This is a genomic window from Pedococcus sp. P2_D7, assembly GCF_056404295.1.
In genome coordinates, this window is the sequence record NZ_JBFUEH010000001.1 from 600,498 (window position 1) to 614,923 (window position 14,426).

Below are 14,426 nucleotides of genomic sequence, written 5' to 3' on the forward strand. Positions count from 1 at the left end.
CCTAGCGATCTAGTCTGGAACGCATGCCCGTCGACCAGAGAGCGACCACGCCTGTCGACAAGAGAGCGGTGGTCGCGGCGATCGTCGCCCTCGTCGACGCCAGCCAGCCTCTCTGCGGCACGACCCACCTCATCTGTGTCGACGGTCCGAGTGGTGCCGGCAAGACGACGCTGGCCGCTGACGTGGCTGCCGACCTCGCCGCCCCCACCGTGCACATGGACGACCTCTACCCGGGGTGGGACGGCCTGCGGGCCGGCACGCACCGCGCCCAGGAGTGGGTCGTCGGCCCGCTCACCGAGGGCCTGCCCGCCCGCTACCGCCGGTGGGACTGGGCGGCCGGCCAGTACGCCGAGTGGGTGCAGCTGCCGTCCTCGGAGGTGGTCGTCCTCGAGGGTTGTGGCTCCGGCGCGCTGCCCGTGGGCAAGGCTGCCTCGGTGCTGGTCTGGGTGGAGGCCGAGGAGTCGGTGCGCCGGGCCCGTGGGCTGGCGCGCGACCCCGGCTACGCGCCGTTCTGGGACCGCTGGTCCACGCAGGAGCGCCGGCTCTACGAGGCCGACCGCACCTGGGAACGCGCCGACCTGTTCCTCGACACGACCCGCGACCGCCGCTAGCTGTACCCAGCCCGGCTCGGCGTTCGGAGCACGCCGGCCACGCGGCAGACATAATCGGGGCCATGGAACCCGCAGACATGATGGCCGCGGTCACCGGGTCGATGCAGGAGCGCACCGGTCGCACGCTCGACGAGTGGGTCGCGCTGGTCGACGGGTCGGGCGTCGACGGGCTGGACCAGAAGGCCGTGCGGGCCTGGCTGCGTGACGTCCACGGTGTGCAGCAGAACTCCCAGTGGGCCATCGCCGACGCGGCGGCCACGGCGGCCGGGTGGAAGCGACCGGACCCCGACGGCTACACCGATGCCCTCTACGGCGAGGGCAAGGCGCACCTGCGCCCGATCCACGACGCGATCGTCACGCTGGCGGAGGGGCTCGGCGACGACGCCCACCGCGAAGGCCGCGGCACCTACATCCCGGTCGTCCGCCGCACCCAGTTCGTGGCGGTGGCTCCCGGACCCCGCGACACCGTACGCGTGGGCTTCCGGTTCCGCGGCCAGGTGCCCGACGACGAACGGCTCTCCCCCGCCAAGGGATTCGCGCAGGCGACCCACTGGCTGCACCTCACCTCCGACGCGGACGAGGACGACCTGCGCTCGCTCGGGCCGCTCCTCGAGGCCGCCTACGCGCAGAACGGCTGACGTGTCGACCGTCGACCTGGCCCGCGCGGCGCGACGATCGCGCCGCGAGGCACGGGTGCGGACCGACCGGCTGGTCAGCCGGATGTTCTTCATCGTGCAGTGCGGCCTCGGCGCGGCCACGGCATGGTGGGTGGCCAGCGACGTGCTGCACCACAACCGGCCGTTCTTCGCCCCGGTCACGGCGATGATCTCGCTCGGGATGTCCTTCGGCCAGCGGCTGCGCAGGGTCACCGAGGTGATGATCGGGGTCGCCGTGGGGGTCTTCGTCGGCGACGTCTTCGTGCACTTCTTCGGGTCGGGTTTCTGGCAGATCATCGTCGTGGTCGTGCTGTCGATGAGCGTCGCTGCCCTGCTCGGCGCGGGCATGCTGCTCATCACCCAGGCCGGCGTGCAGTCGGTGATCGTCACCACCCTGGTCGCCGGCTCGGGGCAGGCGTTCACGCGCTGGCTCGACGCCGTGGTGGGTGGCTGCGTGGCGCTGGCCTTCACGCTCGTGGCGCCTGCCGCTCCCCTGCGCCGACCACGCCAGCAGGCGTCCCTCGTCGTCCACGAGATCGGCGAGGTGCTCGCCGACACGGCGCGTTCCCTGCGCACCGGAGACTCCGACCTGGCCTCGGCCACCCTGTCCCGCGCGCGGGACTCCGAAGCCATGCTCGACGAGGCCCGGGCGCTGTCCGCCGAGGGCATCGCGGTCGTGCGGCTGTCGCCGTTCCGGCGTCGCCACCTCCCGGGGGTGCAGGCGATCGCCGACCTGCTCGAACCGCTCGACCGCGCCATCCGCAACCTGCGGGTCCTGGTCCGTCGGGCCGCGATCGCGACGTGGCGCGAGGAGGCCGTTCCGACGGCCTACCTGCGGCTGCTCGACTCTCTCGCCGAGACCTGTGAGGACATCGCCCGCGAGCTGGGCGAGCGACGGCTGCCCACCAACGCCCGGGTCGGCCTGCAACGGATCGGTGAGGCCAGCGCGGTCATCGACCCGTCCGCCGGCCTGTCGGGAGAGGTGATGCGCGCCCAGATCCGGTCGATGGTGGTCGACCTGCTGATGCTCACGGGCATGCCGTTGGACGAGGCGCGCGACATGGTGCCCGAGTCGATGACCACCGGCCCGCAGGACGACTGAGCGCGGCTGCGAGACTGGCGGGGATGTCCACTCGCCGCCACCCCCACCTGCCCCCGGTCTGGCTGATGGCGCTCGCGCTCGTCGCCGTCGCTGCCAACCTGCGCACCGCGATGGCCAGCGTGCCGCCGCTCACCGAGACCATCGCCGACGACCTCGGCCTGTCCAACACCGCACTCGGCGCGCTCACCACGCTGCCGGTGCTCTGCATGGGGCTCTTCGCGCCGAGCGCGCAGCGGATCGCCGCGCGGCTGGGTGCCGCGGCCTCGGTCGAGCTGTCGATCGTGTGCGTCGCCGTGGGGCTCGGCCTCCGGCTCGCGGGTGGCGCCACCTGGCCCTTGTATGCCGGGACGTTCCTCGCCGGGGTCGGCATCGCCATCGGTGGCACGCTCCTCCCCGGTCTGGTCAAGGAGCTCTTCCCACCTGAGCGCGCCGGGCTGGTCACCGGGCTGTACATGCTCGCGATGATGGGCGGGGCCGGCGCGTCGTCCGCGTTGTCGGTGCCGCTGGAGGGCTGGCTGGGCTCGTGGCAGGCCTCACTGGCGTCCTGGTCGCTGCTCGCGGTGGTGGGAGTCCTCGCCTGGGTGCCGGTGCTCACGGGGCACGCGCGGCACCGTGCCGCGAACCCGTCCGTCGTGGCCCCGGCCCGGCTCCCTTGGGGTCACGCGACGGCCTGGCTGGTCGCCGGTTACCTCGCGGTCCAGTCGGTCGAGTTCTACTCCACCCTGGCCTGGCTCGCCCCGTCCTACACAGCGCGCGGCTGGGACCCGACCGACGCGGGTTACCTGCTCTCCGTGTTCACCGCCGCCCAGCTGGTCTCGGGACTGCTCGCCCCGGCCCTCACCGACCGCATCCACGACCGGCGAGTGCTGCTGCTCTCGGCCTCGGTGCTCGGACTCCTCGGGCAGGCGGGACTGTGGCTGTCTCCCCACGGCGCGCCCTGGGTGTGGGCGACCGTCCTCGGGTTCGGCCAAGGGGCGTCGTTCGCCCTCGGTCTGGTCCTCATGGTCGACTACGCCGGATCCCCCGCTGCCAGCGCGCGGCTGGCCGGCATGGCGTTCCTGTTCAGCTACACGATCGCGTCGTTCGGTCCCGCCAGCATGGGTGCGCTGCGCGACCTCACGGGCGGGTTCACCGCCATCTGGGGCACGCTCACGGTGCTGATGCTGGCCCAGGTCGGTTTCTCCGCCGTGCTCAGGCCCGGCCTCCGCAAGGTCGAGTGACCTCACCCAGCACGAGCCGCCTCAGTCAGGGGCCGCACCAGGCGCGTCAGTCGAGGGTGACGTCGGGGCTGGTCGCCGACGGCCCGAGCGCCTGCACGAGCGCGGCGAGGCGTCCTGCCTCGGCCCGCCCGAACTCGGCGTCGGCCTTCTGGATCGCCATCACGGCGAGCGTGTCGGTGTCGGACAACGCGAGGCTGACCCACGGGTCACCGCCGGAGAAGCGCACGTCGAGCACCTCCTGCCAGGCCAGCGTGCGGGTCGTGAAGAGGTTGCGCACCGTCAGGCCGTCACGCGTCGGCACCGCCCGGATGGCGGCAAACCTCCACAGCATCAAGGCGATCGCGACGCCGACGCCCACGAAGAAGATCTTGTCGCCGGTGCGCCAGGTGCCTCCCTCGGCGGGACCGGGCAGGAGCACGGCGATCACCGCGAACAGCACCAGGGTCAGCGCAGCGAAGCCGTAGGCCACCTGTCGCCCCCGGCGCGGACGGAAGACCGCGAAGGCAGCTTGCTCGTCCGCGCTGTCGGCGGCCCGGTCCGGAGTCCGACCCGAGGGGGTCACGGCCGTCACAACCGGCAGGCGGCGATGTCGGTCACCAGGATGGCCCGAGCGCCCAGCTCGTAGAGCTCGTCCATGATCGCGTTGGTCCGCGCCCGAGGGACCATGGCCCGCACGGCGGCCCAGTCCTTGTTCTGGAGCGCCGAGACGGTCGGCGACTCGAGCCCCGGGGTGATGGCGCAGGCCGCATCCACCAGCGCGGCCGGCACGTCGTAGTCGAGCATCACGTAGTGACGGGCGGTGACCACGCCGGTCAGCCGGCGGCGCAGCACCTCGACGGCCGCGGTCTCGTGCGAGCCCTCGCGACGGATCAGCACCGCCTCGCTGCGCAGGATCTCCTCGCCGAAGATCTCCAGGCCCTGCTGGCGCAGCGTCGTGCCGGTCTCGACCACGTCGGCGATGACATCGGCCACCCCGAGGGTGATCGCGGTCTCGACGGCGCCGTCGAGGCGGACCACCTGGGCGCTGACGCCCTGGTCGGCCAGGTGCTTGCCGACGAGCCCCGGGTAGCTGGTCGCGACGCGATGACCCGAGATCTCGGCGACGCTGGAGCAGGTGCCGGGCTTCGCGGCATACCGGAACGTGGAGCCACCGAAGCCGAGCGTCATCACCTCGATGGCGGCGCTGCCGGCGTCGAGCAGCAGGTCGCGGCCGGTGACCCCGCAGTCGACGGTGCCGGAGCCGACGTAGACCGCGATGTCCCGCGGTCGCAGGTAGAAGAACTCGACCTCGTTGTCGGTGTCGGTGAGCACGAGCTCCTTGGTGTCGCGGCGCGTGCGGTAGCCCGCCTCGCGCAGCATCTCGACAGCCGGCTCGGACAGCGAACCCTTGTTGGGGACGGCGATGCGCAACATGTGCGTGCCTTCCTGAATGTGGTGGTCTGGCGGCGGTTGCCGGAGGACGGTGGTTGCTGGCGGCGGTGGTTACTGGCGCTGGTGGTTACTGGCGGTGCCGGTGGTGGGTGCTAGAGGTGGCTGTAGACGTCGTCGAGGGAGATCTCGGCCGCGACCATGAGCACCTGCAGGTGGTAGAGCAGCTGGCTGATCTCCTCGGCCGTGCGGTCCTTGCCCTCGTGCTCGGCGGCCATCCAGACCTCGGCCGCCTCCTCCACGATCTTCTTGCCGATGGCATGCACGCCGGCGTCCAGCGCGGCGACGGTGCCGGACCCCTCGGGTCGGCTCACCGCCTTCTCGGCCAGCTCGGCGTACAGGTCGTCGAAAGTCTTCACGCGCCAAGGGTACGGGGAGCGAGGTCGCCGAGGGTGACCGCGGTCGCCACGGCGGCCATCGCCGCCTCGTGCCCCTTGTCCTCACTCGATCCCGGCAGCCCCGCGCGGTCGAGCGCCTGGGCGTCGTCGTCACACGTGAGCACCCCGAACCCGATGGGTATCCCCGTGTGCACGCTCACCTGGGCCAGCCCGTGCGTGACCCCCGAGCAGACGTAGTCGAAGTGCGGGGTGCCACCGCGGATCACGACCCCCAGCGCGACCAGCGCGTCGTATGCCGGGGCGAGCCGCGCGCACGCGACGGTGAGCTCCACCGTGCCCGGCACCCGCACGAGCGGCACGTCGACGACGCCGGCCTCGGCCAGGGCTCGTTGCGCACCCGCGACCAGCCCGTCCATCACCTCGGTGTGCCACGAGGCGGCCACGATCGCGACGCGCAGGCCGCTCCCGTCCGCCGTGACAGCAGGGGCACCGTGTCCGCTCACGCGCTGGCCCCCTGGTCGCTCGCGTCAACCACGAGGTCGTGGCCCATCCGGTCGCGCTTGGTGCGCAGGTAGGCACGGTTGGCGGCGTTCGGCGCGATCGACAGGCGCTCGACGGCCGCCACGTCGATGCCGTAGCGCGAGAGCGCCTCGACCTTCGCCGGGTTGTTCGTGAGCAGCCGCACCGACGACAGGCCGAGCGCGGAGAGGATGGCCGCGCCGGCGGCATACTCCCTGCCGTCGACGGGCAGGTCGAGCTCGAGCTGGGCGTCGACGGTGTCGAGCCCGGCGTCCTGGAGGGCGTAGGCCTGCAGCTTCGACACCAGGCCGACGCCGCGCCCCTCGTGCCCGCGCAGGTAGACGAGCACGCCACCCTCGGCGGCGATCCGCTCCATCGACCGCTCGAGCTGTGGCCCGCAGTCGCAGCGCAGGGACCCGAAGGCGTCGCCCGTCAGGCACTCGGAGTGCAGTCGCACCAAGGGAGCCGGACCGTGGGCACCCCTGGGGCTGACCAGGGCGACGTGCTCGTCACCGGTCAGCCGGTCACGGAACCCGATCGTCGCGAACTCCCCGTGCCGGGTGGGCAGGGTGGTCTCGGCCAGCGTCTCGACGCGGTCGTGCAGCTGGCGCCAGGCCACGAGCTGCTCGATGGTGATGACCGGCACGTCGTGGACGGCACCGGTGGCGAGCACTTCCGGCAGGCGCATCATCGTGCCGTCGTCGTTGACCAGCTCGCCGATCGCTCCGGCAGGTGCCAGCCCGGCGAGCCGACACAGGTCGACTGCCGCCTCGGTGTGGCCCGGCCGCTCGAGGACCCCACCCGCCTTGGCCCGCAACGGGATCACGTGTCCGGGACGCACGAACGACGCCGGGGTCGAAAGGGGGTCGGCGAGGAGCCGGATGGTCCGGGCGCGGTCCGCGGCGCTGATGCCGGTCGAGACTCCCTCGGCCGCGTCGATGCTCACCGTGTAGGCGGTCCGCAACGGATCGCGGTTCTCGGCCACCATCAGCGGCAGGCCGAGGCGGTCGGCGGTCGCGTCGGTGACCGGCGCGCAGATGTAGCCACTCGTGTGGCGGATCGTCCAGGCCAGCCACTCGTCGGTGAGGGTCTGCGCCGCGAGGATCACGTCGCCCTCGTTCTCCCGGTCCGCGCTGTCGGTGACCAGCACCGGCCGTCCCTCGCACAGAGCTGCGAAGGCGTCCTCGACGGTGGCCAGGCCGATCATGCCGAGACCTCACTCAGCTCGGGCGCCGGGTCGCGCTCCTCACGAGAGGCCTTGAGCCACACGAAGAACCCGTAGATGACCAGGGCGCCGTAGACGACGTAGAGGATGGCCGACGGGTAGAACTTCGAGTGCCACAGGAGCGGCACACCGACCAGGTCGACGGCGATCCAGGCGAGCCAGAAGTCGTTCCAGCCGCGCGCCATCGCGTAGGTCGCCACGATGGAGCCGATGAAGATCCAGGCGTCGCACCAGAAGTACCAGCGCGGCGCCTGCCAGAACGGACCGCTGCCGATCGACGCGAACACCCACTGGATCACGACGACGCCGGCGACCCAGAAGCCCACGTACTGCAGTCGTTCGGTGGCGGTGGCCCACCGTGGCGTGATGGCAGGGGCGTCGTCAGCGCCATGCCGGCGGGACCGCACCTGGTTCCAGCGCCACCAGCCGTAGACGCTGGTGATGATGAAGAAGATCTGCCGCCCGGCCTGGCCGTACAACGTCTCCTGCTGCGGGTTGCTGAACGCGACACCGAAGAACACCGTGAACAGCAGCGCGTTGCCGATGATGCCGACGGGCCAGGCCCACACGCGCCGACGCATGCCGCCGATCGCGGACGCGAAACCGAAGGCGTTGCCGACGATCTCACGCCACAGGATGTGGCTGCTGCCGATGGTGAGCTCGGCCGAGAAGAGCTGTTCGAGCCAGTTCATGCGATGGTCTCCTTGGAGGTGATCAGGCGTTCGACGTACTTGGCCAGGACATCGACCTCGAGGTTGACTTGATCGCCAACTCCCTTGTGTCCCAATGTGGTCAGGGCAAGCGTGGTGGGGATCAGCGAGACGCTGAAGGTGGCGGCGCCGTCGGTGGACCCGGTGAGGGCCGACACCGTGAGGCTGACCCCGTCGACCGTGATCGACCCCTTCTCGACCACGTAGCGGGCCAACGACTCGGGGAGGCTCATCTGCACGACCTCCCAGCGGTCGCCGGGGATGCGGTCGAGGATCTCGGCGGTGCCGTCGACATGGCCCTGGACGATGTGCCCACCGAACCGGCTCGTGGCCGACATCGCCCGCTCCAGGTTGACCGGGTCACCCACCCCGAGCCCCCCGAGGCTGCTGCGGTCGAGGGTCTCGGCCATGACGTCGACGGTGAACTGCCCCTCGCCGTGCTCCACGACCGTCAGGCAGACGCCGTTGACCGAGATGGACGCCCCGTGGACCGCGTCGGACGTGACGAGCGGCCCCGCGACGGTGAGTCGGGCCGACGTGGCGCCGGGCTCGAGCGCGACGACGTGGCCGAGCTCCTCCACGATTCCGGTGAACATCAGGCGGTCTCCTTCAGGGCTGCGGTGATCCGCACGTCGTGGCCGATCAGCGTGATGTCGGTGGGACGCAAGCGAAGTGCCTGGTCGATGGTGGTGATGCCGAGGTCGCTGACCGAAGGACGACCGCGGCCCAGCAGGACCGGGGCGACGTAGGCGACGATCTCGTCGACCAGGCCGCCCGACATGAGGGCCGCCGCGACGGTGGGCCCGCCCTCCAGCCAGACGTGGTGGACGCCGGCCTCGGCCAGCGCAGTCAGGACGTGCTTGGGGTCCCGGGTGCGCAGCTGCCAGGTCGGCGCCGCGTCGTCGAGCACCCGTGCCGTGGCGGGCAGGTCGCGCTCCCCCATCACCACCCGGATCGGCTGGTGCGGGTAGAGCGAACCGTCGGGCTTGCGGGCGGTCAGCTGGGGGTCGTCGAGCAGGGCCGTGCCGGTGCCCACCAGGATCGCCCCACACCGCGACCGCTGCTCGTGCACGTCGGCCCGCGCCTCCTCACCGGTGATCCACTGGCTGGTGCCGTCGGCTGCCGCGCTGCGGCCGTCGAGGGTGGTCGCGAGCTTCCACGTCACCCACGGGAGGCCGGTGGTGACCAGGTGCGTCCAGGTCGGGTTGAGCGCCAGCGCCTCCTCGGCGAGGACGCCCGACTGCACGACCACGCCCTTGCGGAGCAGCCAGGCCGCCCCGCCGGCCGCGACCGGGTTGGGGTCGGCCTGGGCGTAGACCAGGCGGCTCACGCCCGCGGCATACAAGGCCCTGGCACAGGAGGGCGTGCGCCCGACGTGGTTGCACGGTTCGAGCGTGACGTATGCCGTGGTGCCCGCCGCGCGTTCGCCCGCCGCCTCGAGCGCGTCGGCCTCCGCGTGCGGGGTGCCGGCCCCGTGGTGCCAGCCCGCTGCCACGACCTCACCCTCGGGGTCGACGAGCACACACCCGACTCGCGGGTTGGCGTCGGCGTCCGGACCGTGGGCAGCCAGCGCCAGGGCACGGCTCATCATCGCCCTGTCGTCTGGTTGCTCTGCCACTGTCCTGCCCTCGCTCGAGACCGATGGTCGAGCTCCGGGGGTCGTGCAGGGCTGGCCTGCTGGGCGAGATCAGTGACGCGGGGAGGCTGGTGCCACACCGCGGACCCATTGGTCCCGCTGTTGCGTGCTGCCTACCATCCGGACTCTCACCGTCGGTCTGGGAGTTCCACCCAGTCAACCGGCCGCTGGCTGCGGTCGGGTCGCGGACTGTCACCGCCGGTTCGGAATTGCACCGACCCCGGAGCACGTCAGCCTCCAGTATGCCGCAGGGTCAGCGGGTCGGCGCCGACCGGTCCGCGTGATGGTCCTCACGACCGGTCGGTGGACCCCGGGTCCTCGGGGACGAACCGGTCGACCATGCGGTCGACATCCGCGGCGGCTGCACGGGCCGCCGGCGTGAAGCCGAGGACCACCGCCAGGAACCGGGTCGAGAGCAGGGCGCGCAGCCGTACGTCGGTGCGCGCCACCACGGTCGCGGTCCTGCGGGAGTCGCGCAGGAGGGCGATCTCGCCGAAGCCCTCCCCCGGCCCGAGGGTGGTGACGAGCGCCCCGTCGCCCAGGACCTCGACCGCACCGGACTCGATGACGAAGTAGCGGTCGCCCACGTCACCCTGGCTGAACACCACCTGCCCGGCGGGGACGGCGACCGGTTCCAGACCGCGAGCCAGCTGCTCGATGGACGGCAGCGGCAGGGTGCGGAGCATCGGCACCTGCTGGAGGAGCTGGACGTCGAGGTCGTGGCCGCCCACCGAGCGGTCCAGCTGCCGCAGCCGCCCCCACGAGGCCACGGCGAGCACCGGGCACAGGAGGCCGATGCCGAAGAGCGCCGAGCGCGGGCCGAACCCGTCGACGACCCACGCCGCGACGAGCGCGCCGACGCCGACCGACACCGCGACCAGGCTCTCCAACACCCCGAACACCCGCGCCAGCACCTCGTCGGGGGCCATCCGCGCCAACAGGGTGAACCCGGCGACGTCGACCAGCGCGTTGCCGATGCCGACGAGGGCGATCAGGCCGAGCGCCGCCCCCTCCTGCGGGACGACGCCGATGAGCGCGATCGGCAGCCCCCACAACGCGACGCCGACCGCGAACCACACTGCCAGACGTCGGGTGCCCACGAGGAGGGAGGCAGCCAGCGAGCCGAGCACCGCACCCACCCCGACCGCCGTCATGAGCGCGCCGGCCCCGGACTCCCCCGTGCCGAGCAGCTCGATGGCCACGACGACGGACAGCACGGTCAGCGCGCCACGGGTGAAGGACTGAGCCGCCGCCAGGCCGAGGACCAGGGCCAGACCCCGGTGGCGGGTGACCGCCTTGAGCCCGTCGACCACCTCACGGACCAGGCGGGGGCTGCTGGCCGCCGCCGGGCGAGGCGGGGCCTCGTACCGAAGGCGGAGCAGCAGCAGGGCCGACCACCACGACGCCGCGGCGGCCACCCAGAAGACCGCGGACACGTCGGCGACCTCCAGGAGCACCGCGGCGAGCAGCGGTCCGACCAGCGTGGCGGCGGAGTCGAGCAGCCCGCGCACCACGTTGGCGCTGGCCAGCTCGCTGCCCGTGTGGCACAGGGACGGGAGCAGCGCGGAGTGGGCAGGCCGGAACAGGGTGGCCGCGATCGTCGAGAGGACGGCGAGTGCATAGATGAGGACCGGTGGCGCGCCGACCGCGGCCACCACCGCGGCGGCAGCCGTGACGGCCCCACGCACCATGGAGACCACGACCAGGACGCGTTCGCGCCGGCCACGGTCGGCCAGGGGCGAGAGGAGGGGCGCACACACAGCGGCAGGGACCATGCGGATCAGCCCGACGAGCCCGAGGGCGGTGGCACCGCCGGCGCGGTAGGCGACGATCCCGAGGGCCACCGTGAAGGCCCACTCGGCGGTCCAGGCCCCGAGGAAGCTCAGCTGCGCCCGCCGCAGCTGGGGGTTGCGGGCGTTGCTGGTGAACGCGACCGCGGCGTTGGCCAGCCGGCTGCGACTGCCCGCCTCCGCCATGAGCAGACTCTAGGCCCGCACCGCGAGGTGGCTCCAGACCTGCGGTCGGTTATCACCCGCCTACCCGGGGGTGGGACGAGTCCGGCTGACCAGCCACGGCTTCCGGCGTTCGGCTGACCGAGGCGGGCGTAAGTCAGCTCAGTGCTCGTGACCTGCGGCGAGCTCGCGCAGCTCGTCGACCGCTGCGGCGGCGTCCTCGGCCCCGTAGACGGCCGACCCCGCCACGAACACGTCAGCCCCTGCCTCGGCGCACTGCTCGATGGTGCTGGCCGACACTCCCCCGTCGACCTGCACCCAGATCTCACCACCGTGGCGCCGGACCGCTTCGCGGACCTGGGCGACCTTGGGCATCTGGTCGGCCATGAACGACTGGCCACCGAACCCGGGCTCGACCGTCATCACCAGGACCATGTCGAGGTCTGGCAGGAGGTCCTCGTAGGGGGCGAACGACGTGCCCGGCTTGATCGCCATCCCTGCGCGGGCGCCGAGCCCGCGGAGGTTCCGGGCCAGGGAACGCGGGTCGTGCGCAGCCTCGATGTGGAACGTCACCGACGAACCGCCCGCCTCGGCATACATCGGCGCCCACCGGTCGGGGTCCTCGATCATGAGGTGGCAGTCCAGCGGGATGGGGCTGACCCGGGCCAGTGCCTCGACGACGGGGAGCCCGAGGGTGAGGTTGGGCACGAAGTGCCCGTCCATCACGTCCACGTGGGCCCAGTCGGCGTTCGCGATGCGGCGGAGCTCGGTCTCCAGGTTGGCGAAGTCCGCGGACAGGATGCTGGGCGAGATCTGCACGCGGGCAACAGTAGTAGGGGGCCGTCCTAGTCCCAACGGACGGCCTCGGGCCAGACCCGCACGAGCGCCCGGCCCCACCCGCCAGACTTCGAGCGTGACCCCGCTGATGACCGCCGTGCTCGGGTTCGCCCTCGTGGCCATCCTGATCGTCGCCGTCGCGCACTGGCGGGCCCGGCGCACCATCACGTCGATGACGACGCTGTTGATGGGTGGCGACCACGAGCGCGTGCTCGCACACCGTGCCCCACCGAAGGCCTACCGACCGTTGGCCGACCGGCTCCGCGCCACGAGCGCGCTGCTGACCGGCCGGAACGAGCTCGCCCTGCGCCTCCTCGACACGAGTCGAGTGCCCACCTCGGTGTCCGACCGCGTCGGCGACCTCGACCTGCACCTCCGAGCCGGGGCCCTGATCGCCATGGGTCGCTACGCCGAGTCCGTCGCCGTCCTCGGCGACGACCCGAGCGGGGGCATCGTCCGCCACCAACGTGCCCAGGTGGCCATCGAGACTGGCGACGACGCCACCGCCCTACGACTGCTCGCGGCCCCCGACGCCGAACCGGACGAGGAGTCCGGCCGCCTGCGCATCCTCGGTGACCTGCACATCCGCAGGGGGCGGCTGACAGAGGGCGAGGCCCTGGTTCGACAGGCCCGCGCCGCCTACGCCGGCTCCAGCATGGCCGGTCGCGAGGTCGACACGGGGTACTGCCACCACCACCTCGGCGAGGCTGCCCTGGCTCGGAGCGACGCGGCGGGCGCCCTGGCCCAGTTCACGACGGCGCTGGCGCTGCTGTCGGTCCGACCGGACAACGCCCCCGGACTGGCCGCCGTCCATGCCAGGCTCGCGGAGGCCTACGCCCTGTCCGGGGAAGCTCGGCTCGCGCAGCAGCACCTCGACGAGGCCGTGCAGCGCGGCGACCTCGTCGGCTCGCCCAGCCTGTCGACGACGCTCGAACGCACCCAGGGGGTGGTCGCCCTCCACCTCGGGCGACTCGACGACGCTCGACGTCACCTGCGCACCGCCCGCGTCGGCCACCTCGAGCTGGGCGAGCTACCTGCCGCCGCGGAGGTCGCCGAGCTGCTCGCCGACCTCGACGCCACCCGCTGACCTCGGACCCTGGCGGGTAGTACCCAGGCGGCTCAGGCGGCCTGCTGCCCGAAGGCCTCGGCCAGCAGGGACAGGGTCGCCTCTCGAGCCGGGGCCCGGTCGGCCGGCGTACCCGCCAGTGCACCCGCGACGGGATGCACCATGACCTCGTCGACGGCGTGCTCGGCCGCCAGCGCAGCCACCTGAGCGGCGACCGCGTCCGGCGTACCGACCACCCAACGGCTCCGCATCTCGTCGGCGAGCGCCCGGTGCGCGTCCGCGATCCCCGCGTCCTCGGCGTGCTCGACGAGCAGCTGGGCCGCCAGCGGGCCACCGGTGCGCAGCGCCACCATCGACGCCAGGTTGGGCAGCACGAGCCGGTCGGCCTCGGCCTGGGTGGGCGCCACCACGACGTTGAGGGTGAGGAAGGTGCGAGGGGTCGGATGGCTCGCAGTCGGCGTGTACCCCGACCGGTAGAGCTCCAGGGCAGCCGCGGTGCCCCGACCCGAGAAGTGGTGGGCGAAGACGTACGGCAGTCCGCGCTCAGCGGCGAGCCGAGCTGAGTAGTCCGACGAGCCGAGCAGCCACACCTCCGGCACCGACTCGGCGCGTGGGGTGGCGTTCAGCGGGTGGACCTCGCCGCCGACCCGGATGCCCACGCCCTCGGTCGACATCAGCGAGATGACGTCGTCGACGTACTGCGGGAACCGCGCCACCGCGTCGGCCTCCACTCCCCCGGCGCCGTGCCGCAGGGCGTAGCTGGTCACCGGGTCGGTGCCGGGCGCCCGACCGATGCCGAGGTCGATCCGCCCCGGGTGCGCCGCCTCGAGCAGCGCGAACTGCTCGGCTACCACGAGGGGTGCGTGGTTCGGCAGCATCACGCCGCCAGAGCCGACGCGGATCCGTTCCGTGGCCGCCGCGACCATGGCGATGAGCACAGGCGGGTTCGTCGCCGCGACCGCGGGCATGTTGTGGTGTTCTGCCAGCCAGTAGCGCCGGTAGCCGTGCCGATCGGCGACCTGCGCCAGTGACCGGGTCGCGGCCAACGCCTGACCAGTGCTCTGGTCCTGACGGACAGGGACGAGGTCGAGGACGGACAGCGCGGGGGTGTTCACCTGTGGGCCAA

At 72.4% G+C, this 14,426-nt stretch carries 16 protein-coding genes and 1 riboswitch; of the genes, 5 read left to right on the forward strand and 11 right to left on the reverse strand.

Going from position 1 to position 14,426, the window contains the following annotated elements; translation table 11 throughout:
* The first annotated feature begins 23 nt into the window (after positions 1 to 23).
* The 4 genes from AC1DWJ_RS02865 to AC1DWJ_RS02880 all read left to right on the forward strand — a co-directional run bounded on the left by AC1DWJ_RS02865 (position 24) and on the right by AC1DWJ_RS02880 (position 3,589).
* Positions 24 to 611 carry a nucleoside/nucleotide kinase family protein gene (locus AC1DWJ_RS02865; RefSeq protein WP_477619984.1) on the forward strand — a complete coding sequence of 196 codons (588 nt, stop codon included), beginning with the start codon at positions 24 to 26 and terminating at the stop codon, positions 609 to 611.
* 62 nt (positions 612 to 673) lie between these two features.
* Positions 674 to 1,249, forward strand: coding sequence for a DUF5655 domain-containing protein (locus AC1DWJ_RS02870; protein WP_457255488.1), 576 nt, complete (start codon positions 674 to 676; stop codon positions 1,247 to 1,249).
* Between the two features lies 1 nt (position 1,250).
* Positions 1,251 to 2,369, forward strand: a complete 1,119-nt coding sequence (locus tag AC1DWJ_RS02875) for an FUSC family protein (protein WP_457255489.1) — start codon at positions 1,251 to 1,253, stop codon at positions 2,367 to 2,369.
* Positions 2,370 to 2,392: 23 nt separating this feature from the next.
* Positions 2,393 to 3,589 carry an MFS transporter gene (locus tag AC1DWJ_RS02880; RefSeq protein ID WP_457255490.1) on the forward strand — a complete coding sequence of 399 codons (1,197 nt, stop codon included), beginning with the start codon at positions 2,393 to 2,395 and terminating at the stop codon, positions 3,587 to 3,589.
* Positions 3,590 to 3,635: 46 nt separating this feature from the next.
* Here the strand turns inward: AC1DWJ_RS02880 and AC1DWJ_RS02885 are convergent, their stop codons facing one another.
* The 10 genes from AC1DWJ_RS02885 to rpe form a co-directional block, all read right to left on the reverse strand.
* Positions 3,636 to 4,160, reverse strand: coding sequence for a PH domain-containing protein (locus tag AC1DWJ_RS02885; protein WP_457255491.1), 525 nt, complete (start codon positions 4,158 to 4,160; stop codon positions 3,636 to 3,638).
* Positions 4,157 to 5,002 (reverse strand): ATP phosphoribosyltransferase, encoded by an 846-nt coding sequence (hisG, locus tag AC1DWJ_RS02890; RefSeq protein ID WP_457255492.1) that lies wholly within the window; start codon positions 5,000 to 5,002, stop codon positions 4,157 to 4,159. The genes AC1DWJ_RS02885 and hisG overlap by 4 nt, the downstream gene beginning before the upstream one ends.
* Positions 5,003 to 5,112: 110 nt before the next feature.
* On the reverse strand, positions 5,113 to 5,376 hold the full coding sequence (locus tag AC1DWJ_RS02895) for a phosphoribosyl-ATP diphosphatase (protein ID WP_457255493.1): 264 nt from the start codon (positions 5,374 to 5,376) through the stop codon (positions 5,113 to 5,115).
* On the reverse strand, positions 5,373 to 5,858 hold the full coding sequence (ribH, locus tag AC1DWJ_RS02900; RefSeq protein ID WP_056923324.1) for a 6,7-dimethyl-8-ribityllumazine synthase: 486 nt from the start codon (positions 5,856 to 5,858) through the stop codon (positions 5,373 to 5,375). Before ribH ends, AC1DWJ_RS02895 begins: the two co-directional genes overlap by 4 nt.
* On the reverse strand, positions 5,855 to 7,081 hold the full coding sequence (gene ribB, locus AC1DWJ_RS02905) for a 3,4-dihydroxy-2-butanone-4-phosphate synthase (protein WP_477619947.1): 1,227 nt from the start codon (positions 7,079 to 7,081) through the stop codon (positions 5,855 to 5,857). Before ribB ends, ribH begins: the two co-directional genes overlap by 4 nt.
* Positions 7,078 to 7,791 carry a nicotinamide riboside transporter PnuC gene (pnuC, locus tag AC1DWJ_RS02910; protein ID WP_477619948.1) on the reverse strand — a complete coding sequence of 238 codons (714 nt, stop codon included), beginning with the start codon at positions 7,789 to 7,791 and terminating at the stop codon, positions 7,078 to 7,080. The genes ribB and pnuC overlap by 4 nt, the downstream gene beginning before the upstream one ends.
* A complete protein-coding gene (locus AC1DWJ_RS02915; RefSeq protein ID WP_457255496.1) occupies positions 7,788 to 8,405 on the reverse strand; it encodes a riboflavin synthase in 618 nt (205 codons plus the stop codon). Before AC1DWJ_RS02915 ends, pnuC begins: the two co-directional genes overlap by 4 nt.
* Positions 8,405 to 9,427 (reverse strand): bifunctional diaminohydroxyphosphoribosylaminopyrimidine deaminase/5-amino-6-(5-phosphoribosylamino)uracil reductase RibD, encoded by a 1,023-nt coding sequence (gene ribD / locus AC1DWJ_RS02920; protein WP_477619949.1) that lies wholly within the window; start codon positions 9,425 to 9,427, stop codon positions 8,405 to 8,407. Before ribD ends, AC1DWJ_RS02915 begins: the two co-directional genes overlap by 1 nt.
* A gap of 120 nt (positions 9,428 to 9,547) precedes the next feature.
* A riboswitch (FMN riboswitch) is annotated at positions 9,548 to 9,678 on the reverse strand.
* Between the two features lie 57 nt (positions 9,679 to 9,735).
* Positions 9,736 to 11,421: an MFS transporter gene (locus AC1DWJ_RS02925; protein ID WP_457255498.1), complete on the reverse strand. Its 1,686-nt coding sequence runs from the start codon at positions 11,419 to 11,421 to the stop codon at positions 9,736 to 9,738.
* 138 nt (positions 11,422 to 11,559) lie between these two features.
* Positions 11,560 to 12,216, reverse strand: a complete 657-nt coding sequence (gene rpe, locus AC1DWJ_RS02930) for a ribulose-phosphate 3-epimerase (RefSeq protein WP_457255499.1) — start codon at positions 12,214 to 12,216, stop codon at positions 11,560 to 11,562.
* 94 nt (positions 12,217 to 12,310) lie between these two features.
* Between rpe and AC1DWJ_RS02935 the strand changes: the two genes are divergently transcribed.
* Entirely contained in the window at positions 12,311 to 13,321 is a 1,011-nt protein-coding gene (locus AC1DWJ_RS02935) for a tetratricopeptide repeat protein (protein WP_457255500.1), read from the forward strand.
* 32 nt (positions 13,322 to 13,353) lie between these two features.
* On the opposite strand, the gene AC1DWJ_RS02940 is transcribed toward AC1DWJ_RS02935, so the two are convergent.
* A complete protein-coding gene (locus AC1DWJ_RS02940; RefSeq protein ID WP_457255501.1) occupies positions 13,354 to 14,415 on the reverse strand; it encodes an LLM class flavin-dependent oxidoreductase in 1,062 nt (353 codons plus the stop codon).
* Positions 14,416 to 14,426 lie beyond the last annotated feature (11 nt).